Origin of the sequence: Muricoccus roseus, from assembly GCF_900141905.1 — a bacterium.
In the GTDB taxonomy this organism is placed as follows: domain Bacteria; phylum Pseudomonadota; class Alphaproteobacteria; order Acetobacterales; family Acetobacteraceae; genus Roseomonas; species Roseomonas rosea.
This window is the reverse complement of record NZ_FQZF01000037.1, coordinates 18,333-44,494: the sequence shown is the minus strand read 5'-3', so window position 1 is coordinate 44,494 and position 26,162 is coordinate 18,333. Positions and strand designations below refer to the sequence as shown.

Annotated in this window: 24 protein-coding genes, 1 tRNA gene and 1 rRNA gene; 20 read left to right on the top strand and 6 right to left on the bottom strand. The window is 63.4% G+C overall.

Annotated features, from left to right (window positions below; all coding sequences use genetic code 11):
- The first annotated feature begins 181 nt into the window (after positions 1-181).
- From rrf to BUB97_RS27315, 6 genes are all read left to right on the top strand, one after another.
- Positions 182-296 (top strand): 5S ribosomal RNA (gene rrf / locus BUB97_RS22250).
- Between the two features lie 62 nt (positions 297-358).
- Positions 359-435, top strand: a tRNA-Met gene (locus BUB97_RS22245).
- A 201-nt stretch (positions 436-636) separates the two neighbouring features.
- Positions 637-957: a hypothetical protein gene (locus tag BUB97_RS27040; RefSeq protein ID WP_073139122.1), complete on the top strand. Its 321-nt coding sequence runs from the start codon at positions 637-639 to the stop codon at positions 955-957.
- The gene (locus BUB97_RS27035; RefSeq protein WP_073139116.1) at positions 945-1,475 is read left to right on the top strand and encodes a chromate transporter; all 531 of its coding nucleotides are present in this window, start codon (positions 945-947) and stop codon (positions 1,473-1,475) included. The genes BUB97_RS27040 and BUB97_RS27035 overlap by 13 nt, the downstream gene beginning before the upstream one ends.
- The gene (locus BUB97_RS22230; RefSeq protein WP_073139113.1) at positions 1,472-1,963 is read left to right on the top strand and encodes a DUF411 domain-containing protein; all 492 of its coding nucleotides are present in this window, start codon (positions 1,472-1,474) and stop codon (positions 1,961-1,963) included. Before BUB97_RS27035 ends, BUB97_RS22230 begins: the two co-directional genes overlap by 4 nt.
- Positions 1,964-1,990: 27 nt before the next feature.
- Positions 1,991-2,209, top strand: coding sequence for a GDCCVxC domain-containing (seleno)protein (locus tag BUB97_RS27315; RefSeq protein WP_073139110.1), 219 nt, complete (start codon positions 1,991-1,993; stop codon positions 2,207-2,209).
- Between the two features lie 91 nt (positions 2,210-2,300).
- Here BUB97_RS27315 and BUB97_RS22220 read toward each other — a convergent pair whose 3' ends face one another.
- The 4 genes from BUB97_RS22220 to BUB97_RS26615 form a co-directional block, all read right to left on the bottom strand.
- On the bottom strand, positions 2,301-4,835 hold the full coding sequence (locus BUB97_RS22220; RefSeq protein WP_073139107.1) for a cation-translocating P-type ATPase: 2,535 nt from the start codon (positions 4,833-4,835) through the stop codon (positions 2,301-2,303).
- 272 nt (positions 4,836-5,107) lie between these two features.
- On the bottom strand, positions 5,108-5,476 hold the full coding sequence (locus BUB97_RS26000; protein ID WP_139281425.1) for a hypothetical protein: 369 nt from the start codon (positions 5,474-5,476) through the stop codon (positions 5,108-5,110).
- A gap of 199 nt (positions 5,477-5,675) precedes the next feature.
- The gene (locus BUB97_RS22215; RefSeq protein ID WP_073139105.1) at positions 5,676-6,899 is read right to left on the bottom strand and encodes an SAM-dependent methyltransferase; all 1,224 of its coding nucleotides are present in this window, start codon (positions 6,897-6,899) and stop codon (positions 5,676-5,678) included.
- 341 nt (positions 6,900-7,240) lie between these two features.
- Positions 7,241-7,585, bottom strand: a complete 345-nt coding sequence (locus BUB97_RS26615) for a hypothetical protein (RefSeq protein ID WP_217659737.1) — start codon at positions 7,583-7,585, stop codon at positions 7,241-7,243.
- Between the two features lie 39 nt (positions 7,586-7,624).
- Between BUB97_RS26615 and BUB97_RS26610 the strand changes: the two genes are divergently transcribed.
- From BUB97_RS26610 to BUB97_RS25995, 11 genes are all read left to right on the top strand, one after another.
- Entirely contained in the window at positions 7,625-7,987 is a 363-nt protein-coding gene (locus tag BUB97_RS26610) for an RNA polymerase sigma factor (protein ID WP_217659736.1), read from the top strand.
- A gap of 5 nt (positions 7,988-7,992) precedes the next feature.
- A complete protein-coding gene (gene phbB, locus BUB97_RS22205) occupies positions 7,993-8,736 on the top strand; it encodes an acetoacetyl-CoA reductase (RefSeq protein ID WP_086062473.1) in 744 nt (247 codons plus the stop codon).
- Positions 8,737-8,763: 27 nt separating this feature from the next.
- Complete coding sequence (locus BUB97_RS22200) at positions 8,764-9,951, top strand: acetyl-CoA C-acetyltransferase (protein WP_073139101.1); 1,188 nt, start codon at positions 8,764-8,766, stop codon at positions 9,949-9,951.
- 124 nt (positions 9,952-10,075) lie between these two features.
- Entirely contained in the window at positions 10,076-10,474 is a 399-nt protein-coding gene (locus BUB97_RS22195) for a hypothetical protein (RefSeq protein WP_073139099.1), read from the top strand.
- 112 nt (positions 10,475-10,586) lie between these two features.
- Entirely contained in the window at positions 10,587-12,443 is a 1,857-nt protein-coding gene (locus BUB97_RS22190; RefSeq protein ID WP_073139096.1) for a DUF3141 domain-containing protein, read from the top strand.
- Between the two features lie 114 nt (positions 12,444-12,557).
- On the top strand, positions 12,558-13,973 hold the full coding sequence (locus BUB97_RS22185; protein WP_073139093.1) for a bifunctional enoyl-CoA hydratase/phosphate acetyltransferase: 1,416 nt from the start codon (positions 12,558-12,560) through the stop codon (positions 13,971-13,973).
- Positions 13,970-15,163: an acetate/propionate family kinase gene (locus BUB97_RS22180; protein ID WP_073139092.1), complete on the top strand. Its 1,194-nt coding sequence runs from the start codon at positions 13,970-13,972 to the stop codon at positions 15,161-15,163. The genes BUB97_RS22185 and BUB97_RS22180 overlap by 4 nt, the downstream gene beginning before the upstream one ends.
- Positions 15,160-15,933 carry an enoyl-ACP reductase FabI gene (gene fabI, locus BUB97_RS22175; RefSeq protein ID WP_073139090.1) on the top strand — a complete coding sequence of 258 codons (774 nt, stop codon included), beginning with the start codon at positions 15,160-15,162 and terminating at the stop codon, positions 15,931-15,933. The genes BUB97_RS22180 and fabI overlap by 4 nt, the downstream gene beginning before the upstream one ends.
- Positions 15,934-15,946: 13 nt before the next feature.
- Positions 15,947-18,499: a magnesium-translocating P-type ATPase gene (gene mgtA / locus BUB97_RS22170; protein ID WP_073139086.1), complete on the top strand. Its 2,553-nt coding sequence runs from the start codon at positions 15,947-15,949 to the stop codon at positions 18,497-18,499.
- 189 nt (positions 18,500-18,688) lie between these two features.
- Complete coding sequence (locus BUB97_RS22165; RefSeq protein WP_073139083.1) at positions 18,689-20,800, top strand: heavy metal translocating P-type ATPase; 2,112 nt, start codon at positions 18,689-18,691, stop codon at positions 20,798-20,800.
- 31 nt (positions 20,801-20,831) lie between these two features.
- On the top strand, positions 20,832-21,005 hold the full coding sequence (locus tag BUB97_RS25995) for a hypothetical protein (RefSeq protein ID WP_217659735.1): 174 nt from the start codon (positions 20,832-20,834) through the stop codon (positions 21,003-21,005).
- A gap of 39 nt (positions 21,006-21,044) precedes the next feature.
- On the opposite strand, the gene BUB97_RS22160 is transcribed toward BUB97_RS25995, so the two are convergent.
- Positions 21,045-21,698 carry a Crp/Fnr family transcriptional regulator gene (locus BUB97_RS22160; RefSeq protein ID WP_073139080.1) on the bottom strand — a complete coding sequence of 218 codons (654 nt, stop codon included), beginning with the start codon at positions 21,696-21,698 and terminating at the stop codon, positions 21,045-21,047.
- A gap of 1,139 nt (positions 21,699-22,837) precedes the next feature.
- On the opposite strand from BUB97_RS22160, the gene BUB97_RS22155 reads away from it, so the two are divergent.
- From BUB97_RS22155 to BUB97_RS22145, 3 genes are all read left to right on the top strand, one after another.
- Positions 22,838-23,185 (top strand): NifB/NifX family molybdenum-iron cluster-binding protein, encoded by a 348-nt coding sequence (locus tag BUB97_RS22155; RefSeq protein WP_073139077.1) that lies wholly within the window; start codon positions 22,838-22,840, stop codon positions 23,183-23,185.
- A gap of 231 nt (positions 23,186-23,416) precedes the next feature.
- The gene (locus BUB97_RS27030) at positions 23,417-23,692 is read left to right on the top strand and encodes a DUF2933 domain-containing protein (protein WP_073139075.1); all 276 of its coding nucleotides are present in this window, start codon (positions 23,417-23,419) and stop codon (positions 23,690-23,692) included.
- A gap of 27 nt (positions 23,693-23,719) precedes the next feature.
- On the top strand, positions 23,720-24,382 hold the full coding sequence (locus tag BUB97_RS22145) for a methyltransferase family protein (RefSeq protein WP_073139072.1): 663 nt from the start codon (positions 23,720-23,722) through the stop codon (positions 24,380-24,382).
- Positions 24,383-24,490: 108 nt separating this feature from the next.
- Here the strand turns inward: BUB97_RS22145 and BUB97_RS22140 are convergent, their stop codons facing one another.
- On the bottom strand, positions 24,491-25,939 hold the full coding sequence (locus tag BUB97_RS22140; protein ID WP_073139069.1) for a multicopper oxidase family protein: 1,449 nt from the start codon (positions 25,937-25,939) through the stop codon (positions 24,491-24,493).
- Positions 25,940-26,162: the final 223 nt, after the last annotated feature.

Below are 26,162 nucleotides of genomic sequence, written 5' to 3'. Positions count from 1 at the left end.
GGTGGAAGTCGGGTAACCGACGCAGCCGAGCGGTCCTAATCGCCCGATCGAACTCATCCCCCCCACCGCTGAGGCCTAAAAACCCTCGCCGTGCGCAGCACCAATACGCAAACCCCTCCCACACAACACACCAACCCATCCATCACACCATCCGTCCCCAAACCAAGATCTGGCCCGGTGGCCTGGTGCCTATAGCGAGGTTGCCACACCCGATCCCATCCCGAACTCGGCCGTGAAACACCTCCGCGCCTATGGTACTGCGTCTTAAGACGCGGGAGAGTCGGTCGGCGCCAGGCCACCAGACCAGATCTTGATCAAGGACGGATCACGCCGCTGCGCCTCATCGCGCAGCGGACATCGCGGGGTGGAGCAGCCCGGTAGCTCGTCAGGCTCATAACCTGAAGGTCACAGGTTCAAATCCTGTCCCCGCATCCAGAAATTAGCCCGCTAACTCAATGAGTTAGCGGGCTTTTTGATTCCTGTAACCAGCGCCGCAAATTCAACTCCGGAATCAAAACGGAATCACTGGGAAGAGAAATCCAGCGCGTTCTGGCGTACCATTGTATCAAGGATATCGGGCGAAGCTGTCACGGCGGCGGGTAACCGCGGGAGGAATTCGTCACCCACCGCCGATGGATGACCGAGGCGGCCTATGCCGGCTTCGTGGCGCCGGCGCAGTTCCTGCCCGGGCCGGCGAGCAGCCAGGTCGGCTTCTCCATCGGCGCGCTGCGTGGCGGATTGCCGGGCGGGCACGCCGGCTTGGCTCGGCTTCATCATGCCTTCGGCGCTGGTGATGCTGCTGGCGGCCTGCGGCGTCGATCTCGCGGCCGGCGGCACCGGGGCCGAGATCGTGCACGGGTTCAAGCTGGTGGCCGTGGCGGTGGTGGCGCAGGCGGTTCGGGGCATGGCGGGGCAACCTCTGCCCCGATCGCACGCGGGCGAGCATGGCCGTGCTAGCGGCGCTGGTGCTGTTCGCGGTGCTGCTGATCGGCCCGCCGCTGGTGGCGGCCTCCTCCCACGCGTTGGCGCTGTCCGAGGCCGCCTACCGCGCGGGCTCGCTGGTGTTCGGCGGCGGCCATGTGGTGCTGCCGCTGCTGGAGCGCGCCTTCGTGCCGGCCGGCTGGATCTCCGCCGATGCCTTCCTCGCCGGCTACGGCGGGGCGCAGGCGGTGCCCGGCCCGCTGTTCACCTTCGCGGCCTTCCTGGGCGCGGCGCAGGGGATGGCGCCGACCGGCGTGACCGGGTGCAACGATCGCGCTGGTCGCGGTCTTCCTGCCGGGGCTGCTGCTGATCTACGGCATGCTGCCCTTCTGGGCTGGAACAAGGGCCTACTCCAGCCTGATCGGCATCGTCGCCCTGGTGCTGGGGATCGCCGAATTCGTGAAGTACGTCTTCTTCCGCTGACGTGCGCCATGCGCACGTTGTATCGGTGGCCGGGCGCGAGAAAACAGCTAGCTGAAGGAGGAGCATCATGACTATTGAGCTGGACGCGACACGTCGGGCGCTAATGATCGGCGCCGCACAAGCGGTCGTCACGCTTGTGCTGTCGCGCCCCTCATGGGCGGCGGAAGCGTTGCCCAAGATGACCGTGACCCGCGACCCGAACTGCGGCTGCTGCGGTGGCTGGATCACGCATGTGAAGTCCGCCGGTTTTCCGGTTGAGGTGGTCGAAGCGCCTGACCTCGCACCCCTCAAGGCCAGGCTCGGCGTGCCCGAGACCCTGATCTCCTGCCATACGGCCGAAGTCGACGGCTATGTCGTCGAAGGACACGTCCCGGCCGACGCGGTCGAACGGCTGCTCATCGAGCGTCCACAGGCAACAGGTTTGGCGGTTGCGGGCATGCCGGTCGGTTCTCCGGGCATGGAAGTTCGAGGGGTGCCGCCCGAGACCTACGAGGTCGTTCTCTTTGCGCCTGGTGGGCAGCGCATATTTGCGCGTTATCGAGGGCCGCAGGCGGTCTGATCTCAAATCGTCAGTGGAGCAAAGCCTGTGACTACCTTGGAGGCCACTATCACTTGCCCGCAATGCGGTGCGACGTCGATAGAGACGATGCCAACGGACGCTTGCCAATATTTCTACGAATGTCAGGCTTGTGGGGGCGTGCTGAAGCCCAAGCCTGGAGATTGTTGCGTCTATTGCTCATATGCGGACGTGCCATGTCCACCGGTTCAGGAAAGTCGATCTGATTGCTGCAGGATCAAGCCCTGAGTCTCGTCCCATGCGCCGTATCGACCGCAGTGCTACGCTGGTAGATGCACCGCACCCGGGCAACGATTGATCCGTCCCCTCGTCCTGGAATTCAAGCCGTCAGCCACCCACGCCAGAACCGCTTCAGAATTTCCAGGACGACGACCAAACCTATGGCGGCGCCGAACGCGACGGCAAGATCATCGGCGTGCAATGGCCCGAAGCGGAAAAGACCGCGCGCCGGCTCCCATGCCAGAGCAATGCTCAGCAGGACAGCGGTCGCGGCGCTCACCCACCAGAGCGCGCGGTTGTCCCATCGCAGCGCCTCCCGTACTGAGCTGTCGAAGGACCGGTTGACCAGCACCAGCCCCAGATTGGCCAGCACGAGCGACACGAAGGTCAGCGCACGCACATCCCCTTCGGGCATGCCACGCTGCAGTGCCAGCAGATAGAGCACGGCGACCACTCCGAACGCGAGCGCGCCCTGCAACAGGCTCCAGAGCACGAGCCCCGACGAGAACAGGCGGCTTGTCGCCGCGCGCGGCGGCCGACGCATGATGTCCTTCTCCTCCTTCTCCGCCTCGAAGACCACCGAGCAGACCGGATCGATGATCATCTCGAGAAAGGCAATGTGGATCGGCGAGAAGATGATGGGCAGGCCAGTCAGCAGCGGCAGCAGCGCCAGGCCGGCGATCGGCACGTGCACGGCGAGGATATAGCCCATCGCCTTGCGCAGATTGTCATAGATCCGCCGGCCCAGGCGGACGGTCTTGACGACCGAGCCGAAATCATCGTCGAGAAGGACGAGCGCAGCGGCTTCCCGTGCCACATCGGTGCCGCGGCCGCCCATGGCGATACCGATATCGGCGGCCTTGAGCGAAGGGGCATCGTTGACCCCATCGCCGGTCATCGCGACGATCGCCCCCGTTGCTTTGAGCGCTCGGACGATTCGCAGCTTCTGCGCCGGCATCGTACGAGCGAAAACCGAGACCGAGGCGACGCGCCGACTGAGCTCGGCTTCGCTCATCGCCTCGATGTCGTCGCCGGTCACGACGGCATCGGTGTCGAGGCCCGCCTTGCCGGCGATCGTCAGGGCTGTCGCCGGGTAGTCTCCAGTGATCATGACGACGCGGATGCCGGCCGATCGGCATTCGCGCACGGCCTCGAGCACCGATGACCGCAGCGGGTCGGCAAGTCCGACGAGGCCGAGAAACGTGAACGCGAACCCTTTCGGCGATGTCGGCCAGTCTTCCCCGCGAAAGCGCGCCTCGGCCACCGCCAGGACCCGCATGCCCTCGGTGGCCATTCGGTCCACGTCGCGGGCAAGCGCGGCCAGCACTTCCGGATCGAACCGGCAGAGCGCCGCGATCGCCTCCGGCGCACCCTTGGCGGCCACCCTGCAATCGTCCGTCCCGGGGACCTTCCAAACCTGTGTTACCGCTAGGAGGTCCGGGCGCAGGCCATAGGTGCGTACGAGCTCTTCCTTACGCCCCGGATGACCCTCGCCGCGACCAAACTGCGCGGCCAGCGCGTGAAACGCCTTCTCCATCGGGTCAAACGGATCGGGGGCGCTCGCGAGTCGGCCGTAGTCGACGAGGCATCGGAACCGCTCTGGCAAGCTCCCCTCCCGTCTGGGCTCAAGACGGAGCATCTCAGCGCCGGCAGCGAGACAGACAATCGACATCCGGTTTTCGGTAAGCGTGCCGGTCTTGTCGGTGCATAGGACTGTAGCCGCCCCGAGAGTTTCGATGGCAGCGGCGCGGCGGGTGAGTACGCGCGCCTGCGAAATTCGCCAGGCGCCCATAACCATGAAGACCGTCAGGACAAGAGGGAATTCCTCGGGCAGCATCGACATACCGAGCGCAATGCCGGCCAGGAGTGCGTCGAGCCAGGATCCGCGCCAGAGGCCGAAGAGGATGACAGTCAGTGCGCATGCGGCGAGGCCGAAGAGGGCAAAGACCCGCACGAGTTGCCGGGTTTCCTGGGTCAGGTGGGGCGGCTCATGGTCGATCGCCTGCAGCGCCTGGCCGATTTGGCCGATCTCGCTGCGTGGCCCCGTGGCCTGAACCTCCGCCAAACCTTGGCCGCGCACCACGAGCGTGCCGGAGAAAACGAAGGGCAGATCGTCACCGCCTGGCCGTGAGGCGCGGCTCTCGACGTCCGCCACGACCTTGCGGACGGGGGCCGATTCGCCGGTGAGGAGCGATTCGTCGGCCTGCACGTCGGTTGCCGCGATGAGCCACGCATCAGCCGGCACCCGGTCGCCCTCGCCGAGAACGACGATATCGCCACGCACCACCTCGCGGCCTGGGATCCGTTCTCTCTCCCCGTCGCGAATGACGAGCGCACGCGGGCTCGTGAGATCGCGCAGGGCCTCGAGTACCCGCTCGCTGCGGCTCTCCTGCACAATTGCGATGATCACCGAAATCGACGCGAAAGCGAGAAGTATCAGCGCCTCGGTATGATCGCCGAGCAGCAGGTAGATCACGCCAGAACCGATGAGCAGGCCGAACATCGGCTCACGAACGACTTCGAGAGCGATTCGGAGCAGGGAGCGATGTCCTGCGCGTGGCAGCTCGTTGTAGCCTTCTGCCTTAAGCCGGGATTGCGCTTCCTCGCTCGTCAGTCCTTTCAAACCATCCCGCACGATGCCTGTCTCCTCGAGGTGCCGGGATGCCGCCGCGGCGTTGACAGCGAAGGATCGAACTTCGGCTGGTATGATGAGAGGTAGCTGCAGTTATCGGCAGCCGACCATCGTCCGAACGGGAGCGATGGCCAGCAGGCGGCGTGGCCTCCGATCACCCGCGTCCAGGCTGCCGTTCGAGGCGGCTGATGTCAGGCCGATCCGAATTTCATCGAACGTCCGATTCTCGATCGTACCCGTGCTGGGACCAAGCCGAACGGGCCAAGACCTTCATCCTAGCATCCATGTCGGTGGCGCTGCCGATGATCGTCGCCGCGATGGTCATCGATCGCTTGGCCCGCCGCCATCCCTACCAGATATTTTTCGGGAGCAGCCTCGAACGCCTCACGGTTTTCGCGATTCTCGAAATAGTAGGCGCGGTCCCGATAGACGGAAGAGATCGATGTACCGTCAACGGAATGCTTGCTCACTGGATCAAAAGCCGTTCGAGGGCTTGTTCCAGTGTCCGATGCTGCAGCGTCGTGCCCGCTTCCGTGGCTGTGTCGCATGGACCAGCCCATGCCGCAGCCGCCCATGCGGGTCATGAAGAAGAATGCGCCGACGGCAAGTGCGATCCATATCCAGTTCTGGGAGAACCAATTCATGCCTGCCTCCTGTCGGTTGAGACACCCAGGATCGCTCAAATCGTGGTGAGCGCTTTGAGGTAGGTTACAGATCGCCACCCGTCCTCGCGCTTCGCGGTGGACTGGGGAAAATCGCAGCGAACATCGATCGAAGACGTCGCGGCGCAGTCGGGTAATTGCCGCACGGTGCTTTTTTGAAGGCCCGGGAGCCGCCGAGCGGTCACGACGCGTCGGCTTGCCGGCTGTCTTGGGACTCCCAGTCGGTGATGTAATCGCGTATCAGGGGTACAGTATCCACGCGTTTGCTCAGCTGGATTTGGAACACGACGAGGCCCGCGTGCCGAAAGGCGGCCTCGCACCCCGCCAAGTAGAATTCCCACATTCGGCAGAACCGTTCATCATAGAGTGCGGCGGCACTTTGACGATTTTCGGCAAAGCGAAGCCGCCACGCCTTGAGGGTCTCAGCATAGTGTAGGCGAAGAACTTCGACGTCGGTGATGTAGAGGCCAGCCCGTTCGATGACCGGCACGATTTCCGAGAGCGCCGGGGTGTATCCGCCTGGAAAGATGTATTTATGGATCCACGGATTGGCGCCGCTGGGCCCCTCGGCAGAGCCGATCGTGTGGAGGAGCGCCACGCCATCGTCGGTAAGCAAGTTGCGGATCTTCTGAAAATATTCGCGGTAGTGACCGATCCCGACATGTTCGAACATGCCGACCGAGACGATGCGGTTGTATCGACCGGTCACCTGCCGATAATCCTGCAACAGGAACCGTACGTGATCGGCAAGACCAACCTCATCAGCGCGACGCTCGGCATAGGCATGCTGCTCGGTCGATAGAGTTACCCCGGTTACGTCGACGCTGGCGGTTTGCGCCATGTGAAGCGCCAGACCTCCCCAACCAGACCCGATATCAAGGACTTTCAGACCAGGACGAAGGAGAAGCTTGGTCGTGAGATGTCGCTTCTTCTGTGCCTGGGCTTGCTCAATTGAGTCGTCTAGTGAAGTATAATAGGCACACGAATACTGACGATCGGAATCGAGGAAAAGAGTATACAGTGCATCCGACAGATCATAGTGATGCGCCACGTTCGCGCGCGCCTTGGTCACGGGATTATATTGCGACACACGGCGCCCCAGTCGACGCAGGACGGCTTGTCCACGCCTTACCCAATGTCCGTATCCCCAACCGAGATTGGCGAGGCAGAGCTCCAGAAAACTGTAGATCTCGCCGCCCTCGATGATGATCGAGCCATCCATATAGGCCTCGCCGACCGCCAGATCAGGATTGACGAATAGCCGCCGGACAGTGGCCTGATTGGTGATCCGGATGGTGACGGATGGCAGGCCGCGCCCGACGTCGTGGATTTCGCCGCCGGGGCCGATGATAGTTAGAGAACCTTTGCGGATGATCCGACGAAAGAGATTCCGCAGAAGAAGCATGCTCCCGCTTGACCGAGAGCTTGTCCATGTGGCCAGAGGCGACGCGTCCAACGCTCTGCGCGGGCCGGGATCAGACAGCGGCGCTGCCTCAGGGTCATCGTTGACGGCTAGCATCATCATCCGCTCTGTCCCACGGTCATTGGTCATATCTTCAGAATTGCCTGTCTCAGATATGGTCAGGGGCTTGTTGCATGGCGCAATGCCATCAGGACGACAGTTCTCCGCTGGCAGGTCTTGAGCACCGTCATCCAATTCATAACGCTGCGCCGCAGAGAGAAGCTTGATCTGCGTTAAAGAACGCAGGCGGTACGGGACCGTAGGTTCAATCCGGTCTGGTGCTGTCAGAGGCCCTTGCTGTTCGCGGCATTTCCAGACGGGGTCTCGATCTTGGAAGAGCCGGCTGGACAATGACGAAAAGGCGCGGGGCCGATGACCAGCATTCGGAAGATGATGCGGAAGGACAAAGGGCCGCGAAGCCAGCGGACGCCGCTGTGCGACGTGCGCTTGTCGAGGCGCGGGAGGAATTCCTTGCTTTTCTGCGTCACCGATTGGGCAGCCGAGACGAGGCCGAAGAACTCCTGCAGCACTTCTCGCTTCGGGCGCTCGAACGTGCCTGGCAATTGCGGGATGTCCGCACGGTTCGCGGATGGCTCGGGCGCATACTCGCGACAACCCTCGTCGATCACCAGCGCCGTGTCATCAGACGCCGCCGCCGGGAGGTCAACATGGAACAGACCGCTGTGGAGAACCTGGCGATCGAGCCAGATCGGGAAACCGACGAGGCTGTCTGCAACTGCCTCCATAAGCTGCTGCCGACCCTCAAGCCTGAATATGCCGATGTCCTCTGGCGTTCCGACATCCTCGGCGAGCCCCGTGACCGGATCGCCGCCAGCCTCGGCACGACGCTCAACAACATCGCGGTCCGGCTTCACCGAGGGCGGCAAGCGCTCCGCAAGAGGCTCGAGGAAATGTGCCTGACCTGTCCGGTCCACGGCTTTCTCGATTGTCGGTGCGACGAGGCCGAGCGCATTCGCCAGCTCGCTCGAAGCTTCACTGACGAAACCAAGAAGCCGCCTCAGAACGGATGAGCACCATGGATGCGAAAGACCTCGCCAAGCGCGTGGCGATCATCACCGGCGGCACGCGAGGGATCGGCGCCGCGATTGCGCGCCGCTTCAAAGAAGGCGGATACGCGGTTGCGGCCGTCTACCACAACAATGCGGCGGCGGCCGACGCCTTCTCCCGCGAGACCGGCATCCCAGTCTACAAATGGGATGTTGCCGACTTTGACGCCTGCCAGGAAGGCGTGAGCCGCGTGGCGAAAGATCTCGGCGGACCGGTGGAGATCCTCGTCAACAATGCCGGCATCACGCGCGATGCCATGCTGCACAAGATGACCCCTGCCCAGTGGTGCGAGGTTATCGCAACCGACCTCACCTCCTGCTTCAACATGTGCCGTGCGGTCATCGGTGCCATGCGTAATCGCGGGCTCGGCCGGATCGTCAATATTTCCTCGATCAATGGTCAGAAGGGGCAGCGTGGTCAGACCAACTACGCAGCCGCAAAGGCTGGCGTCATTGGGTTCACCAAAGCGCTCGCACTCGAGACGGCATCGAAGGGCATCACCGTGAACGCGGTCGCGCCCGGCTATATCGCGACGGATATGGTCGGTGCCATGTCCAAGGATGTTCTCGCAACGATCGAGGGACAAATCCCCGTCGGGCGTTTGGGCGAAGCCGATGAGGTCGCGCGCATCGTCCAGTTCCTGGCGAGTGAAGAGGCCACGTTCATCACTGGCTCGACGATCACCGCCAATGGCGGTCAGTACATGGCGTAGCGGACCGGAAATCGAAAGGACATCCACATGACACCGTCGAGCGTCGTGCTCTGCATCCCGGTGCGAACAGCCATCGGCACGTATGGTGGAACGCTGAAGGACATAGCTGCGCCTGATCTCGGGGCCGTGGTCATCAAGGAGATACTGTCGCGTGCGAAGATCGCAGATGGCGCGATCGGCACTGTGGTGATGGGTCAGGTCGTCCAGGCCGGCGCCAAGATGAACCCGGCGCGGCAGGCGGCGATCAAGGCGGGCGTTCCCGTCAGTGTTCCGGCAATGACCATCAACCGGGTGTGTGGCTCGGGTGCTCAGGCGATCGCGACCGCCGCCCAAGAGATCATGCTCGGCCTTGCCGAAAGCGCCATCGCCGGCGGCATGGAGAACATGGACCAATCGCCGTACCTGATGGCCGGCGGACGGTGGGGCTACCGCATGGGTGACGCCCAGATCTACGACAGCATGCTGCGCGATGGCCTCAACGACGCCTTTTCCGATCACCACTCCGGCTTGGTGACCGAGGATCTCGTCAGCAAGTTTCAGGTGACGCGCGAGGCGCAGGACCGCTGGGCGGAGCGGACGCAGCAGCGCTTTGGCGCGGCACAGGCGGCCGGCAAGTTCAATACCGAGATTGCGCCCATCGAGATCCCCGGCCGCAAGGGGCCGACGGTCTTCGACAAGGATGAGCACAACCGTCCGGACGCAACGCTGGAGACGCTTGCCAAGCTGAAGCCTGCCTTTCGCAAGGATGGAACAATCACCGCCGGCAATGCGCCTGGCCTCAACAGCGGCGCCGCGGGCATGATCGTCGCGGATGTGCGCTGGGCCGAGAAGCACGGCCTGACGCCGATGGCTCGCCTTGTCGCGTTCGGGGTCGGCGCGGTTGAGCCGGGCTTGTTCGGGCTTGGGCCGGTTCCCGCGGTTCGGCAGGCCTTGGACCGCGCTGGCTGGAAGCTTGGCGACGTCGAGCGCGTGGAGATCAATGAAGCGTTCGCGGCGATCGTCCTCGCCGTCATCGGAGAGCTCGGGCTTCCAGAGGAGATCGTCAATGTCGAGGGCGGCGCCATCGCACATGGCCACCCGATTGGCGCGACAGGAGCTGTCCTGACAACCCGGCTGCTTCACTCCATGCGGAGGGACGGCGTTCGCCGCGGGTTGGTGACGCTTTGCATCGGCGGCGGCCAGGGGATCGCCTTGGCGATCGAGGCCGTCAACTAACCGCGGCAAAAGTAGAGCCCTCTCGCAGCGAGAAAGCTGCAGGTGAGCTTCTGAAGTCTGCAACAGAAATGATGAGGGATAAACAATGACAAGCAGGAATGAAGCACCAACTGGCTTGGATCACATGAACGCCGTGTTCGCTTGGTGGAGGCTATCCGATGTGAACCGGGCCGGTACGGTCGATGGTCAGTTCAAGCGGCTCCAGGTTTTCACGTCAGATCTGCAGAAGGCCTATGGCGATACGTACGGCGCTCAGGTGAGCGCTCTCCTCGGGGCCAATGAGCGGATCGGACGCTCGCTCCTGGAGTTCGTCCAGTGCCGGCAACCGCAGGACCTGATTGCTGCGGAGTCGAACGTCGTGGCGGTCGTTCTGAAGGAAGCATCGCTGCAGACGAAGGCTTGGCTCGAACTCTCGGAGAAGATCCAGCAATGCTGCGCAACCATGGCACGCGAGACGGCCGGAGAAATTCGAAAGCACGCAAACACGGGCACTGACGTCGAACGCAACGTCAAGGGCTCGTAGCCGCATACCGGCGGCAGAGTTTCTCGCCGGGCCTGATCGAGAGCTTTGCATGCAGCTGGTACGTCGCCTTGGTCTTGGGCCCGATGTTCAGCTTCTCCGCCGTGAAGATTAGATGATGGAGATGGTGATGCCGGAAGCGAAATCGGATTCCCCTCTGGTCGACCAGCCGAAGATTTCGCCGCGCCGGCAATTGTCTGTTCAACGGCGTATTGCGGCTGCCGCTATGGCGAATAACGTGAAACCGGCCGGGGAGGCGCATCCAGCTCCCGCGCTAGAGATCGTGCGTGATCCCTTGGCCTATCAGCGGGATCTCTTCGAACGGTCGATTCTGTTCTGGGATACGCTCCGTCGGCGTGCCAACAACATGATCGCGCATGAGCGGGCTGGAAAACCGCCGCTTCTCGACTTCGACTATGAGACGCTGGTCGATGCCCGCCGTTTCGAACGACCCGTCAACTACGCCCTGCTGCGGATCACCCGGATCGGCGACGATTGTATCGAGGATTGCGTCGATCCGGCGAAGCCACCCGTCGTCATCGTCGACCCTCGAGCGGGCCATGGGCCCGGCATCGGCGGCTTCAAACACGACTCCGAGGTTGGGATGGCCATGCACGAAGGCTATCCGGTCTATTTCGTTTCCTTCTTTCCTGAACCCTGCGCGGGCCAGACCCTGGCCGATGTGCTGCATGCGCTCGGACGTTTCGTCGACGACGTGGTCAAACGCCACCCCGGCAAGCCTCCCGTGCTCTATGGCAACTGTCAGGCGGGCTGGGCGATCACCTTGCTCTCGGCGGATTGCGAAGGCTTGGTCGGGCCAGCCGTGCTCAACGGCTCTCCACTCTCCTATTGGGCCGGAGAATCAGGCGTCAATCCGATGCGGATCGCCGGTGGGATGCTTGGCGGCGTCTGGGCTACCCATCTTCTCGCCGATCTCAACGACGGCCGCCTGGACGGTGCGTGGCTCGCCCTCAATTTCGAGAACCTTCAGCCCGAAGCCGTCTGGGAGAAATACGCCAACCTGTTCATGCATGTCGACACGGAGCGAGAGCGCTTCCTCGAATTCGAGCGGTGGTGGAATGGCTTCTATTTCCTCAGCCGCGAAGAGATCGTCGCCATCGTCGAGAACCTCTTCATCGGCAATCGCCTTGAGGAGGGCAAGATGCGGATCTGCGATGGTTGCGTCGCCGACCTTCGGCGCATTCGCAATCCGCTGGTGATCTTCGCGTCTTACGGCGACAATATCACCCCCCCGCACCAGGCGCTTGGTTGGATCCCGGCAGTGTACAAGGACACTGGCGATCTCAAGGCAGCCGGCCAGCGCATCGTTTATCTGACGAACCCGCATGCTGGCCATCTCGGCATTTTCGTGTCGGCCAAGGTCGCGCGGTTCGAACATCGCGCGATCCTCGAAAGCCTCGGCGAGATCGAGACCCTCGCTCCTGGTCTCTACGAAATGAAGATCGACAATCCGACAGGCAATCCCGACTGCCACAAGCCGGAATACTCGGTTCGCTTCGAAGAACGGCGCGTCGAGGATCTGCGGTTCGAGACGCCGCGGGCGGCATTCGAGCAGGTTCGCCATTTGTCGGAGGTGAACGAGCAATTCTACAAGACCATGGTCAGTCCATTCGTGCGCATGGCCTCCAATCCGTGGACGGCGGCCGCGCTCGAGTGGTTGCACCCGATGCGCACGAGCCGCTACCTGCTTTCCGAATCCTTCAGTCCGTGGATGCATGGCGTTGCCGCGCTTGCGCGTCTGATCGAGCCACGCCGGCAGCCACTACCGGAGGCCGATGCCAATCTCAGTCGCGAGCGGGAAGCGATCGGGCGGGTCTCGGAGGCGATCGAAGGCGGGCGCAAGCAGCGCGACATGACGGAGGAGCGGGTCTTCCGGTTGCTCTACGACTTTCCCGCCTTCGCACGGCCGGCAGCGCCGCCGGCCACCCAGAAGCATGATCATGGCCGGTGACGAGGCGCTCTCAGCGTCGCGGAGGCAGCCTTCTCGGCAACCCCATGCCATGGGCGCGCCGGAGAAAGGCTATGCGCCACTCGCTAATGCACCTGAAACTTATATGATGCAGTCGTGAGCGCCGTCTCGGCCAGCGCCCCGCTGGTGAATCGGACCTTCGACGAACTCGCCGTTGGCAGTACGGCCACGCTCGTGCGTCTCGTCAAGCCCGACGACATAAAACTGTTCGCGGCGGTGTCTGGCGACGTCAATCCGGCCCATCTCGACGCGCAGTATGCGGCGGGCGACATCTTCGGCCATGTCGTCATCCACGGCATGTGGACCGGAGCCCTGATCTCGATTCTGCTCGGCACCGAGCTCCCCGGACCCGGCACGATCTATCTCAGCCAGGACCTGCATTTCCGCAGACCCGTGGCGCCGGGCGACACCATCACCGCCACCGTCACGGTGCAGGAAAAGCGCCCGGACAAGCACGTCGTCCTGTTCGACACGCGCTGCACCAACCAGCATGGCGACGAGGTGCTGACCGGCACCGCGACCGTGATCGCGCCGACCGAGAAACTGTCGCTGCCACGCATGGCGGTACCCGAAGTGGCCTTGCGCCGGTCCAACCGGTTCGAGCCTTTCCTGTGGAAAGCACGCGACCTCCACCCGATGCTGACGGCGATCGTCCATCCCTGCAATGCGGAGGCGATCCAGGCCGCCATCGAAGCGCGCGACGAGGGCCTCATCACGCCGGTGCTGATCGGTCCCGAACCTAAGATTCGCGCTGCGGCCGAAAGAGCCGGCCTCTCGATCTCCGGATTTCGGCTGGAGTCGACCGAGCACAGCCATGCGGCGGCCGCGCGCGCCGTCGAACTCGCCGCGACAGGCGAAGTAGCCGCCTTGATGAAGGGCAGCCTGCATACAGACGAACTGCTGGGGGCGGTGGTCGCCGCGCAGTCGGGACTGCGCACGGAGCGGCGGATCAGTCATGTCTATGCTCTGGACGTGCCGGCCTATGCCAAGCCGCTGATCATCACCGACGCCGCAATCAACATTGCGCCGACGCTCGAACAGAAACGCGACATCTGCCAGAACGCGATCGATCTCCTGCATGATCTAGGCGTCGCCGAGCCTCTGGTCGCCATCCTAGCCGCCGTCGAGACCGTCAACCCCGCCATGCCGGCGACGTTGGATGCGGCCGCATTGACCGTCATGGCGGCGCGCGGCCAGATCACTGGCGCGAGGGTCGATGGGCCGCTCGCCTTCGACAACGCCATCAGCTTCGATGCGGCGCGGATCAAGGAGATCGTCTCGCCCGTCGCCGGACAGGCGGACATTCTCCTCGTGCCCAATCTCGAAGCCGGCAACATGCTGGCCAAGCAACTGATCTATCTCGCCGGGGCTGACGCGGCCGGCCTCGTGCTCGGCGCTCGCGTGCCCATCATCCTGACCAGCCGATCGGACTCTCTGAAAGTCCGACTGGCTTCCGTTTCACTCGCCAAGCTCGTGGTGGCGCGCCGCAAGGCCGAGACCGTCACGCCATGAGCGACCGAATCCTCCTGACCTTCGATCCTGGCTCCTCGACGATCAAGCTCGGCCTGTTTGCGGTCGGGGCAGAAGCACCGCGACGCCTCGGCAAGGGCGTCATCGACCTGCGTCACGAGCCCCTGACGCTGCACATCGTCGAAGGTCCAACGACCGCCGACTTTCCGCTCACGGCGACTGTCACCGACGACCTGCACGACGTGATCGACGAGACGCTTGGCTGGCTGGCGAGCCATTTTTCGCTAAGCGCGCTCGCCGGCGTTGGGCACCGGGTCGTCCATGGCGGGGACCGCTTCGTGGACCCCGAGGCGATCACCGACGACACGCTCGCGGCGATCGAGGCGCTGGTGCCGCTGGCGCCGCTCCATCAGCCGCAGAGCGTCCGGCTGATCCGGGCGATCCGCTATCTGCGTCCCGGCCTGCCGCAGAGCGCCTCCTTCGACACGGCCTTCCACCGGAGCCAGGGCGATCTGGTGCGGCGCTTCGCCTTGCCGCGCATGCTCTTCGACGAGGGCGTCAAGCGCTACGGCTTCCACGGCCTGTCCTACAAATACATCGCCGCGCGGCTTGCGCAGGTCGCGCCGGATATCGTCGGCGGTCGCGTCGTTGCCGCGCATCTGGGTAGCGGGGCGAGCCTGTGCCGGTTGGAGGCCGGCGTCAGCCGCGACACCAGCATGGGCTTCTCGACGCTCGACGGAATCCCGATGGCGACCCGTTGCGGAACCCTCGATCCCGGCGTCCTCATCCACCTCATGAAGGAGCGCGGCCTGTCGATCGAGGCGGTGGAGGACATGCTCTATCATCGCTCTGGCCTGCTCGGCCTCTCCGGCATCAGTGCCGACAGCCGCGACCTGATCGAGAGCGAGGCGCCGGAAGCGCGCGAGGCGCTCGACCTCTTCGCCTTCCGCATCGCCCGCGAGACGGCCGCAATCGCCAACACGCTCGGCGGGCTCGATGGCATCGTCTTCACCGCTGGCATCGGCGAGCATCAGCCGCAGATCCGCGCCGCCGTCTGCCGGCATCTCGCCTGGCTCGGCGTGGCGGTCGACCCTATCGCGAATTCACAGAATGCCATCCGGATCGAAAGCTCCACCAGCAAAGCGGCCGTCCTCGTCGTCCCAACCGATGAGGAGCGGGTAATCGCCGAAGAAGCCTGCTCCGTTCTCCTGACAGGGAAAGCTATCCGATGACGCCCATCGTCGATCTCACCGGCAAACGCGGCCTTGTCGTCGGCATCGCCAACGAGCACAGCATCGCTTATGGCTGTGCACGGGCATTCCGCGACGCAGGGGCGGAACTGGCCGTCACCTATGTCAACGCCAAGGCGGAACTCTATGTCCGGCCGCTGGCGGAATCCCTCGATACGCCGATTATCGTGCCTTGCGACGTGCGCGAACCCGGCCAGTTGGAAGCGGTGTTCGACCAGATTGCGAGCACATGGGGGCGGCTCGACTTCCTGTTCCATTCGATCGCCTTCGCGCCGCGCGAGGATCTGCAGACGGGCCTCGTCAATTGCTCGGCGGAAGGCTTCGCCCTGGCAATGGATGTCTCATGTCATTCCTTCATCCGCATGGCGAAACTGGCCCTGCCGCTGATGACGGAAGGCGGGAGCCTGCAGACCGTGAGCTTCTACGGCGCCGACCGGGTTGTCGAGAACTACAATCTGATGGGCCCGGTGAAGGCGGCGCTGGAGTCGACCGTGCGCGCCCTGGCTGCCGATCTCGCCCCGCGCGGCGTCCATGTGCATGCCCTGTCGGCGGGGCCTGTCAAGACACGCGCCGCCTCGGGCATCGACCGCTTCGACGAATTGCTCGATCGCGTCAGGGAGCGCACGCCGGCGAACCGGCTCGTGACGATCGAGCAGATCGGCCGTGTGGCCGCCTTCCTTGCTGGTGAAGCCGCCGCGCCCCTGACAGGCTCGGTCACCTATGCCGATCAGGGTTTTCACATCATCGCATGACCTGCGAGGCGCCATGACAATCGTCGACAAGTTTGCGCCTGAAAGACAATCTGAGAGCCTCACGACCTTTTGGATGCGGAACCCAGAGGCTCTATGCGCCGCGCTCCGTTGCGGGACCGATGGCCTGAGTTCGGCCGACGCCGAAGCGCGGCTTGCGCAATACGGCCCCAACAGCGACGTGGGGACGAAGAGCGATAGTGTCGCGCGGGCTATTCTCCGGCGGCTGTTCGAGCCGCTGTCGCTGATCCTCCTCGCGGCGGGCATCGTCTCGGTGGCGACGGGCGACGGGATCGGCGGCTCAATCATCGTCGCGATCCTCGTGGTGTCGATTGGGCTCGACACCATCCAGGAAGGCCACGCCGTGAAAGCGGCGGAGGTGTTGCGGCGCTCGGTGGCGCTGAAGGCCGAAGTCAAGCGCGACGGCGCCTTCCGCCAGATCGAAGTCACCAAGGTCGTTCCGGGCGACATCGTGAGGGTACGGGCCGGCGACATCATCCCCGCCGACGCGCTGATTCTCGACAGCAAGGCATGCACCGCCGGCGAAGCGGCGCTGACCGGTGAACCCTACGCCGTCGAGAAGCGTCCGGGTGCGGTCTCAGCGCCGAGCCCCGGCGAAGCGTCGAACGCGCTGTTCCGCGGCGCCGTGGTGCAGACCGGAGAAGCGATCGCGCTCGTCGTCGGCACCGGCCCGGCGACCGTGTTCGGCGCCGCCGCATCCGCGCTTTCCGCGCCGCAGGCGCTTTCCCCGTTCCAGCGCGATCTGCACCAGTTCGGTCTCGTCATCGCACGACTGACCCTGGGTCTGGTCGTCATCGTCCTCGCCACCCGGGTCCTGCTCGGACGCGAGGTCCTCGATTCCATGCTGTTCGCCGTGGCTCTGGCCGTCGGCCTGACACCCGAACTCCTGCCGATGATCACCACCGTCACATTATCGCGCGGTGCGATGCGAATGGCGCGCAAAAAGGTCATCGTGAAGCGCTTGGCCTCGATCCACGACCTCGGCGCCATGACAGTGCTCTGCACTGACAAGACCGGCACATTGACCTCGGCCGAGATCACGCTTGCACGCAGTCTCGACGCAGCCGGCACCGACGATCCCCGCGCCGCCAGGCTCGGCGCCATCGCCGCCGAGCTTGGCGGTGATCGCGGTTCGCTCGACGCCGCGTTGATCCATGGCACGGAAGCCTCTGCGACGGGTTGGACCCTCGCCGGTCGGCACGCTTTCGATTTCACCCGGCGGTTGGGCTCCGTGCTCGCGAGAGGACCGGAGGGTCCGCTGCTGATCGTGAAGGGCGCGCCGGAAACCGTGCTGGCGTTGTGCACGGCGCAGCGGACAGGTGGTACCTGCGGGCCGATGGGGGAAAGCGAGCAAGCGCGAGCGATCGAACTTGTCCATGCCTTGGCGGGAGACGGGTTGCGCACCATCGCGGTGGCTTCGCGCCCGTGGTCGGGAACCACCCATGAGGTCGAGCCGGCGGACGAGACGTGCCTAGTCTTTGAAGGGCTCTGCGCCTTCGCCGATCCGCCCAAAGCGACGGCTGCAGCGGCCATTGCCCGGCTTGCCGGTGCCGGCGTCAGGCTGAAGATCTTGTCCGGCGACGATCCCATTGTCGTCAGGCGTCTCGCCGGACTCGTCGGGCTGAACGCAGAGAAGGTTTTGTCTGGTGCGGATATCGCCGCCCTCAGCGATGATGCACTGGCGGTTCAGGTGCAAACAGTCGACGCCTATGGCCGCCTGGCCCCGGACCAGAAGTCACGCATCGTCAAGGCGCTACAGGCGAAGGGAGCGACCGTCGGCTTCCTCGGCGACGGCATCAACGATGCGCCGGGTTTGAAAGTCGCCGATATCGGGCTGTCCGTCGAGGGCGCGACTGGCGTGGCGCAGGCCGCAGCCGACATGATCCTGCTGGCATCGGATCTGGAAGTGGTCGCCGATGGCGTCGAGGAAGGTCGCCGGACCTTCGCCAACATCCTCAAATATGTGCGCATGGGCGCCAGCTCCAACTTTGGCAACATGCTGTCGATGGCGGTCGCGTCCATGGCGCTGCCATTCCTGCCCATGCTACCGACACAGATTCTCCTGAACAATCTGCTCTACGATCTGTCCGAACTCGGCATCCCATTCGACGGCGTGCGTCCCAAGGCGGTCGCACGGCCGCAGGTCTGGGATATGGGCGGCCTGATGCGGTTTGCAGGCGTCATGGGCCCGCTCTCTTCGCTGTTCGATTTCCTGACCTTCGGCGTGCTGCTGTTCGTGTTCCACGCTTCGCCGGCCGAGTTTCGGACCGCGTGGTTCCTGGAATCGATGGCGACGCAAATCCTCGTCATCTTCATCATCCGGACTAATGGCCGACCTTGGAAGGATTTTCCGCGGCCAGCGCTAGCGGCGTCCTCTCTTGTAGCGCTCGTCGTCGCGATGGCGCTGCAATTTACACCTGTCGGTTCCTGGTTTGGCTTCGAAGCGCCGCCTGCAATGGTGCTCTTCGGGATCGGCGCCATCATCATTGCCTATTTGGTCTCGGCGGAAATGCTGAAGCCTTTGGCTATAAAAGCACGGCGGCATTGAACTTCATCCATGCCCATCTAGCCCATTGGCGAACTTAACCTCGATCAAAGACATGATTCGCGAAATCAGCGACCAAGCAGACTCAGCATGAAGTGGTGCTCACGTTTCTGGCGCGGGCAAAATTTCGTTGAGCATTCCATAAGCGCCATGGTCTCCCGAAGGCCGCAACAAACAGCAGGATTGCGTAGAATGACCTCCGACCGGCCACATGCCCACGATCACAACGGTCATGCCGGTCATGCTGGCGGCCGGCGGCAAGACGATTCTCACACCGATCCCAAGATCGTGGCGGCGGCCGGTTCCAGCCATTCCGAACATGCCGGGCACGGCGGCCACGATCATGGTGCGATGGTCGCCGACTTCCGCCGACGGTTCTGGGTCACGCTCGTTCTCACGCCGCCCGTCCTGCTTCTGTCGCCGATGATCCAGCACTGGCTTGGCGTTGCCGAGACGCTCGCCTTTGGGGGAGACGGGCTGGTTCTCTTCGCTCTTTCAACGATCGTCTATGTTTATGGCGGATGGCCGTTCCTCACTGGCTTCACGTCCGAGCTGCGAAAATGGCAGCCCGGAATGATGACCTTGATCGCGCTGGCGATCTCGGCCGCCTACTTCTTCTCGGCCGCCACCACCTTTGGTTTTCCGGGAGAGCCATTCTATTGGGAGCTCGTGACTTTGGTCGCGATCATGCTTCTCGGCCACTGGGTCGAGATGCGCTCGGTGATGGGTGCATCGCGCGCGCTCGAGGAACTGGTCCGGTTGCTGCCCGACAGCGCAACGAAGATCGGCGCCGATGGCTCGATGCGCGAGGTCCCCATCTCCGCATTGCAGCCGGGGGATCGGGTTCTCGTCCGCCCGGGCGCCAAGGTGCCCGTGGACGGCAAGATCATCGAGGGGGCGTCCGGCTTCAACGAGGCGATGCTGACCGGCGAATCCCGCCCGGTCTCGAAGACGGTCGGCACCACCGTCATCGGCGGCGCGATCAACGGCGCCAACGCCGTGACCATCGAGGTGACGGCCACCGGCGATGCCACTTATCTCGCACAGGTCATCGACCTTGTGAGGAAGGCGCAGGCGACGCGCTCCAGGACGCAGGACATCGCCAACCGTGCTGCCTCGTGGCTCACTTACATCGCTCTCGCCGTCGGCTTCGGTACGCTCTTCGTCTGGTGGCTCGTTCTCGGCGCGTCGCTTGAATTCGCGATCGAGCGCATGGTGACGGTGATGGTCGTCGCCTGCCCGCATGCGCTCGGGCTTGCCGTTCCGCTCGTAGTCGCCGTCAGCACCTCGCTCAGCGCCGGAAACGGGCTTTTGATCCGTGACCGCGCAGCCTTTGAACGCGCGCGCAATCTGAACGCTGTGGTTTTCGACAAGACCGGAACACTGACGGAGGGTCGGTTTGGCGTCAGCGACATCGTGCTGCTCGCCGGCGGCAACGAAGACGAGGAGCTGGCTTACGCGACGGCGGCCGAGAGCCAGTCCGAGCATCCGATCGCCCATGGCATCGTCGTCGAGGCGAAGAACAGGGGCCTGACGATTTCGAAGGCGAGCGACGTCAGCAACATCACCGGTGAGGGCATCGTTGCAAAGGTCGACGGCCACGACATCCGCATCGTCAGTCCCGGCCACCTCGCAAGGCAGGGCAAGGCGATCGGCCACGAGCGGCTCAAGCAATTGGAGGCTCAGGGCAAGACGGTGGTGGTCCTCGTCCGCGACGGCGAGCCGCGCGCACTGTTCGCTCTGGCCGACATCGTCCGGCCGGAATCGAAGGAAGCCGTCGCCGAATTGAAGACACTCGGGATCAACTCCGTGATGCTCACTGGCGATGCCAAGGGGGTCGCGCAAGCAGTGTCAGAAGAACTGGGCATCAGCGAGTATTTCGCCGAGGTGCTCCCGGATCAGAAGTCCGAGAAGATCAAGGAACTCCAGGCGCGCGGACTTGCAGTGGCCATGGTCGGGGACGGCGTGAATGACGCGCCGGCGCTGGTCGTGGCCGATCTCGGGATCGCCATCGGTGCCGGTACAGACGTTGCCGTGGAATCGGCCGACGTCGTCCTGGTCAGGAGCGATCCGCGCGATGTGGCTGCAATCCTCGGCCTGTCACGCGCCACCTATCGCAAGATGGTGCAGAACCTGATTTGGGCGACTGGGTACAACGCAATTGCCATCCCGATGGCGGCTGGCATCACCTTCGGAACGGGTTTTCTCATGACCCCGGCCGTCGCCGCCGTCTTCATGTCGGCCAGCACCGTCATCGTCGCCATCAACGCCCAGTTCCTGCGTTTCTACAGGCGGCACAAATGAGGGCAACGTCAGATCGAACGAGCAGGCGTCCATGCGCCTGATTCTGCCCTTACCCGGAAACGAGACCTTCGCCCGTCATCTGGCAGAAACCGGAGGATGGGATCTTGGTAAGATCGAGACGCGCCGCTTTCCTGACGGCGAATCCCATGCGCGGCTTCTGTTCGATGCACAATCTGGCCGCTCTTCCAGCTATGTTCGGCACTGAGCGTCTCTCGCTCGGGCTTCGATGCCTGGCTTGTCACCATCAGCGGATCCAGGACATCACGAGTTGAGGGTCAAGCCCCGCAACGTCGACCAGTTTGTCTGGATCGAGGATTCGGAGTCGTCGATAATGGAATTCCAGGATCCCATCCTTTCGCAGTTCCCTCAGGACCCGGTTGACATGAACGGAGGTCAGACCCGTCGCATCTCCGATATGTTCTTGGGTCAACGGAAGATGCATTTCCTCGATCTGACTGCCAGGCCATTGTGCGCGGTAGCGGACGAACAGCTTGAGCAGCAGGTGGGCGACGCGCTCACGCGCTGAATGCCGCCCAATGCTGGTGAGACGATCGAAAGCCAAGGTGCAATCCCGTGCGATCAGGCAGGCGAGCCGCAAACCGAATTCAGGTTGCTGCTTGACAATCGGTAGTAGAGCCTTGTGCGGAATTGTGTTCACGACGGCATCCGTCAAAGCTTGCGCGCTGTATGTCATCATCGCGCCGCCGCCGGGATGGAATCCGAGCACGGCACCCGACAATGCGAAATGTAAAATCTGCCGCCGCCCATCTTCCAGTATATTATAAAGAATAATCCAGCCTTCCGTGAGATTGTAAATCGAATCGCACGGCTCGCCGAGGCTGAAAAGGTCTTGGCCGGCCTTGAATTCCCGATCAGCAGATTTGTAACTCGCGATCACACATGGCAATCCTGGTCGGCAATCTGCGCACAAACCCCGGTTAACCCGCGCGAAGCAAGCCTCACAACCCGAGGGTTGCTTCGTCGGGCCATTCCCAGGCATCGGCATACGGGTGTTCCTTTCCGCATCACTAATCGTGTTTGCGGCTCCCCAAGGAACCGGGGACCGGATCACCCCGGGTTGCAGATCTTCGTATCGTCCATGGGCGTGATCCCGCGACGCTCGGATGGTGCTCTCTGGATAAGACGCTTGGCTCGGAGCCATATTACAGTCCTCGATCTGGTCGGTTTCACCTGGAAGGTTGAATCCACATGACCAGGTCGTCCGGCTCAGCCGGCCGCCTTGGCGGCGCGGCGCCAGCGGGATTGATCAATCCAGCCGTGCCAACGGTCCGCGCAAGGCGTGGACCGTTGGCAGCAAGATCGCTTTCCGCTGGGCCGATCGACCCGCTAGGTCGAGCGTCGAGGAACTGGGGGGTCGAGTCCGAGGATGACTGAGCCTGGATCGTCTGCTTCGGGCTGCATCCTCGCTGAGGAGCGCCCGAAGGCTTGGACTGGCAGGCTGCCAGCCGGGAGCGCCAAGGTCGTCGAACAAGCCGCCGGGCAGAAGCAGTCAGTCATTGGGCAGCAGGGCTTGTCCGAATTTGGACACTCTGGACAGTGATCGCATCCGTCACTGTGGGTCTGATGATCAGAAGCGCTCACGACCGCCATGGAGGCAGATCCGCCGGCCCCGATCGGTACAACCGTGGTCACGCTCTGCCCACTCGGCATCATGATGATCGCCGCGGCAAAGATGAACATGGCGAGGAACCGCAGCATCCGCCTCTTCCGGTGATCCAAGAAGGCCCGAACCGGAAGCGACAACATGACCCCGGGAGCCAACACACAGCTCACCACAAATGTATACAGGGAAAGATCCGGCAGCCTTGATCGAGATCAAGGGAGCGAGGTGCCGTAAGCCGGACCCCTTGGGTCGTTCGTAGTCATAAGTGGAGGGCGCCTTCCTGATCGGCCACCGCTCACTTGGCAGATTTCTGATGCCGCGCAGCCCGAACGAATGTTTGATCGAGTTTAAAGTCAGATATGTTGCCAGGCCCCATAATTCCCTGACTTTGCTGGTCTTCCAGGGAGGAGTCGATGGCTATCGTCGCCTGCGTATCACCCCCGTCGGCAAGCCGTATCGCGATCACCGTGATGAAATCTGAAGCGAGCCCGGCGCTGTGCCCCTTCTTTGGCAAATGCGACGGCATCTGGATCGTCGACACGAGCACAGGCGTGACGGAGTTCCGCGCTAACCCTCAGCGCACGCCCGCTGCGCTATGCGATCTCATTTTATCCGCCAACCCGGGTCGGCTGATCTGCAGCTTCATCGGCGATGTGGAGAAGCGGAGGCTTTGCTCGGCGGGAGTCGATGTGCGGCTTGGCTCTTGCGTGAACGCGATCGAGGAACTCGTGGCCAGCTTCCAGCAACTCACTGTCGCATGAGACAGGCCCCACGGACGCGCAAGCCATCTGATCGGTCCGGCCGCTTCGACCGATACACGACACATGTTTAACCGGGATCAAAGATTCAGGACGTGTGGCCGATCATGGTCCGAGCGAGGTCGCTCCGTTCGGAGGATGGCGTTGGGCCGATACGGTCGGCGTCGTCCTGGTGACGTCTGCGCGGCTGCAAGGTGCATCGGAGCGCCTCGATCTGATGCGGATGGAGTTTCCATGGAACACGGCGGTCATGATGGTGAAGCACGCGGCTTCTTTCGCTCTCGCGCGAATTGGGTCCTGATCGGCTTTCTCGTGATCGGCGGCTTTTACCTGGTGACCGAGCACCGTGCCCATCTCATCCCGTATCTGGGGTATTTGCCCTTCCTGCTGCTCCTCGCCTGCCCCTTGATGCATCTCTTCATGCATGGTGGCCACGGCGGACACGGGGGCAGCGATAGCAGCGGCCGTGGATCGGCGGACGCCGGCCAGAACCAGCCTCATAAGTATTGAGCCGCGATCAAAGGTCTGGAGTCGATCATGCACGACGATGTTCCCGCTTATGGCCTTTGGTTGTTGGTCATTATCAATTCGGCGATCTTCATCTTCTTCGCCTTCAGTTTCTTCAAGCCGCAGACGAAGCGCGATTGGCGCTCCTTCGGCGCCTTCAGCGCCTTTCTGGTTGCGCTGTTTACCGAGATGTACGGGTTCCCGCTGACGATCTACCTGCTCTCAGGCTGGCTGCAGAGCCGCTTTCCGGGCGTCGATTGGTTTTCCCATGACGCTGGGCATCTTCTCGAGGAGATGTTCGGCTGGAGAGCCAATCCGCATTTTGGGCCGTTTCACCTCCTGAGCTTCGCTTTCATTGGCGGTGGCTTCATCCTGATCTCGGCGGGCTGGAAGGTGCTCTATGAGGCGCAGCGCCATCACACGCTCGCGACCGGCGGTGTCTATGCCTATGTGCGGCATCCGCAATATGTCGGCTTCGTACTGGTGATGTTCGGCTTTCTGTTGCAGTGGCCGACCTTGCTGACGCTCGCGATGTTCCCGGTCTTGGTGTTCATGTACACGCGCCTCGCGCGAACTGAAGAACGCGAGTCCCTGGCGGAATTCGGCTCTGACTATGAGCGGTACATGCGAGACGTACCGGGCTTCATTCCGCGGCTCGGTGGCCCGAAGCGCGATCACGTCGGTCAAGGTTAAGAGCGTGCAGCACGGAGATCACGCACGAGCATATGTGCTTCCTGATGGGTGCCGTTCGCCCATGATGGAGTAGATATCTTGGATGCCCGGCAGGGTCATGTGCCGCGATCAGCCTCCGCGCGTGCCGAGATAGCGCAGTTCCGTCGCCATCCCGGTCGCTAGATGCGGCATGTGATGGCAATGCAGCATCCAAGCACCAGGATTGTCTGCATCGAAGGCGACCGTCGCGGAGGCACCCGGCGGCACGTGCAAGGTGTCGCGGAGCGCGCCGGCGAAGCGCGGTCCGCCCAGAGCCACGACCTGAAAGCGATGTCCATGCAGATGCATGGGATGCGCCATAGGTCCTCGATTGACAAAGGTGATCTCCACCCGGTCGTCGAGTTCAATCTGTAACGGCTGCCGATCCTGCCAACTGCGGCCATCCATGCCCCACGCGTAGGGCGACATCTGCCCGGTGAGGGCTAAGTCCCTCCGCACACGGGCGGGCTTGGGCTCGAGGGGGTGGGCGGCGGTCAGGCGCCTTTCGAGTTCCAGGCCGAACGCACCAGCCCTTGCGCTGGCGTGATCGGCCAGCCGCCCGACGCGCGCGCCCGGGGTAGCGAGGATTATGCCGGTGCGCTCCAGTGCACCCTCGCGTTGGAAGAAGATTGGGAATGCTCCGCCTTCGCGTGGGATGTCCAGTTCGATGTCGAGCCGCTGCCCCATGGCGATTCCGAGTCGGTGTTCCACCCGCATCCGCACCTGCTCCCCGTCCACCGCCAGCAGATGTCCCGGAACGCCGCCGAGATCGACGAAGAACACCGTCGCGCCGGCGCCGTTGATGAGCCGCAACAGCACCCGCCCGCCGCGCTCGACGCGCGTCACCTGGGGATCGTCGAGCGTCCGGTCATTGGCGAGGTAGGCGTCGAATTCGATGTCGTTGAGATCGGCTACGGTGCCAGCTGTGACAGCAGGAGCCCCATGCACCGCGTGGCCTCCATGTGCAGCGGCGGTCGCGCGGAGCCCGGCCATCAACTCGGCGAAGGGGCGGAAGCTGAAATCATGCAGCAGCACCACGACTTCCTGTCGGTCGGCGCGTGCGTCCTCAATCGTCCGGACCACCAGAGGCGCGGCCATCAATGCCATTTCCTGGGGCGCGAGATGGCTGTGCATCCAATGCGTTCCGGGCCGCGGCACGAAATCGAAGTCGCGTCGCGTACCCGGCGGCAACACGGGGAGCGGCATATCTGGCGTGCCGTCCTGCCAGAAAGGCGGCGTCTGGCCGTGCCAGTGGATGATGGTGGGCTCGCGTGTTTCGTTGTCGACTTGCACACGAAACCGTTCATCGGATTCGAGCGTAAGACCCGGCCGCCCCCCAGCGTCGATCAGACCGAAGACGTCAGCCGGCCGGCGCCGAACCTCGATGATCCGATGGACTGCGCGGAGAAGGTGAGGCTGCCGCCCACCGGCTGCCGCATTGGGCTGGGCCTGGACCGGGCGGTGAAGCAGGCCGGTGGAGAGTGCTGCCCCGAGCAGGGCCCGGCGACCCGAGGCATTCGGCGCAGGGGCACTGGTCATGCTGATTCTCCATGGGTTATGCCGGGTCGCGATCCTCGGCGATCACGATCCGGCGGGCAGAGCGAAGCTTGGCAAGAGGGAACGGGCCGTGCGTGCGCGGCCCATCCAATACAGCCACGATCACAGCGTCGCACTATGCGCACCATGGTCTGCAGGGAGCTGCGCCATCGGCTTTGCGGATCATCGCCGACGCTGAATTCACTTAATGTCGAACACGCGACCG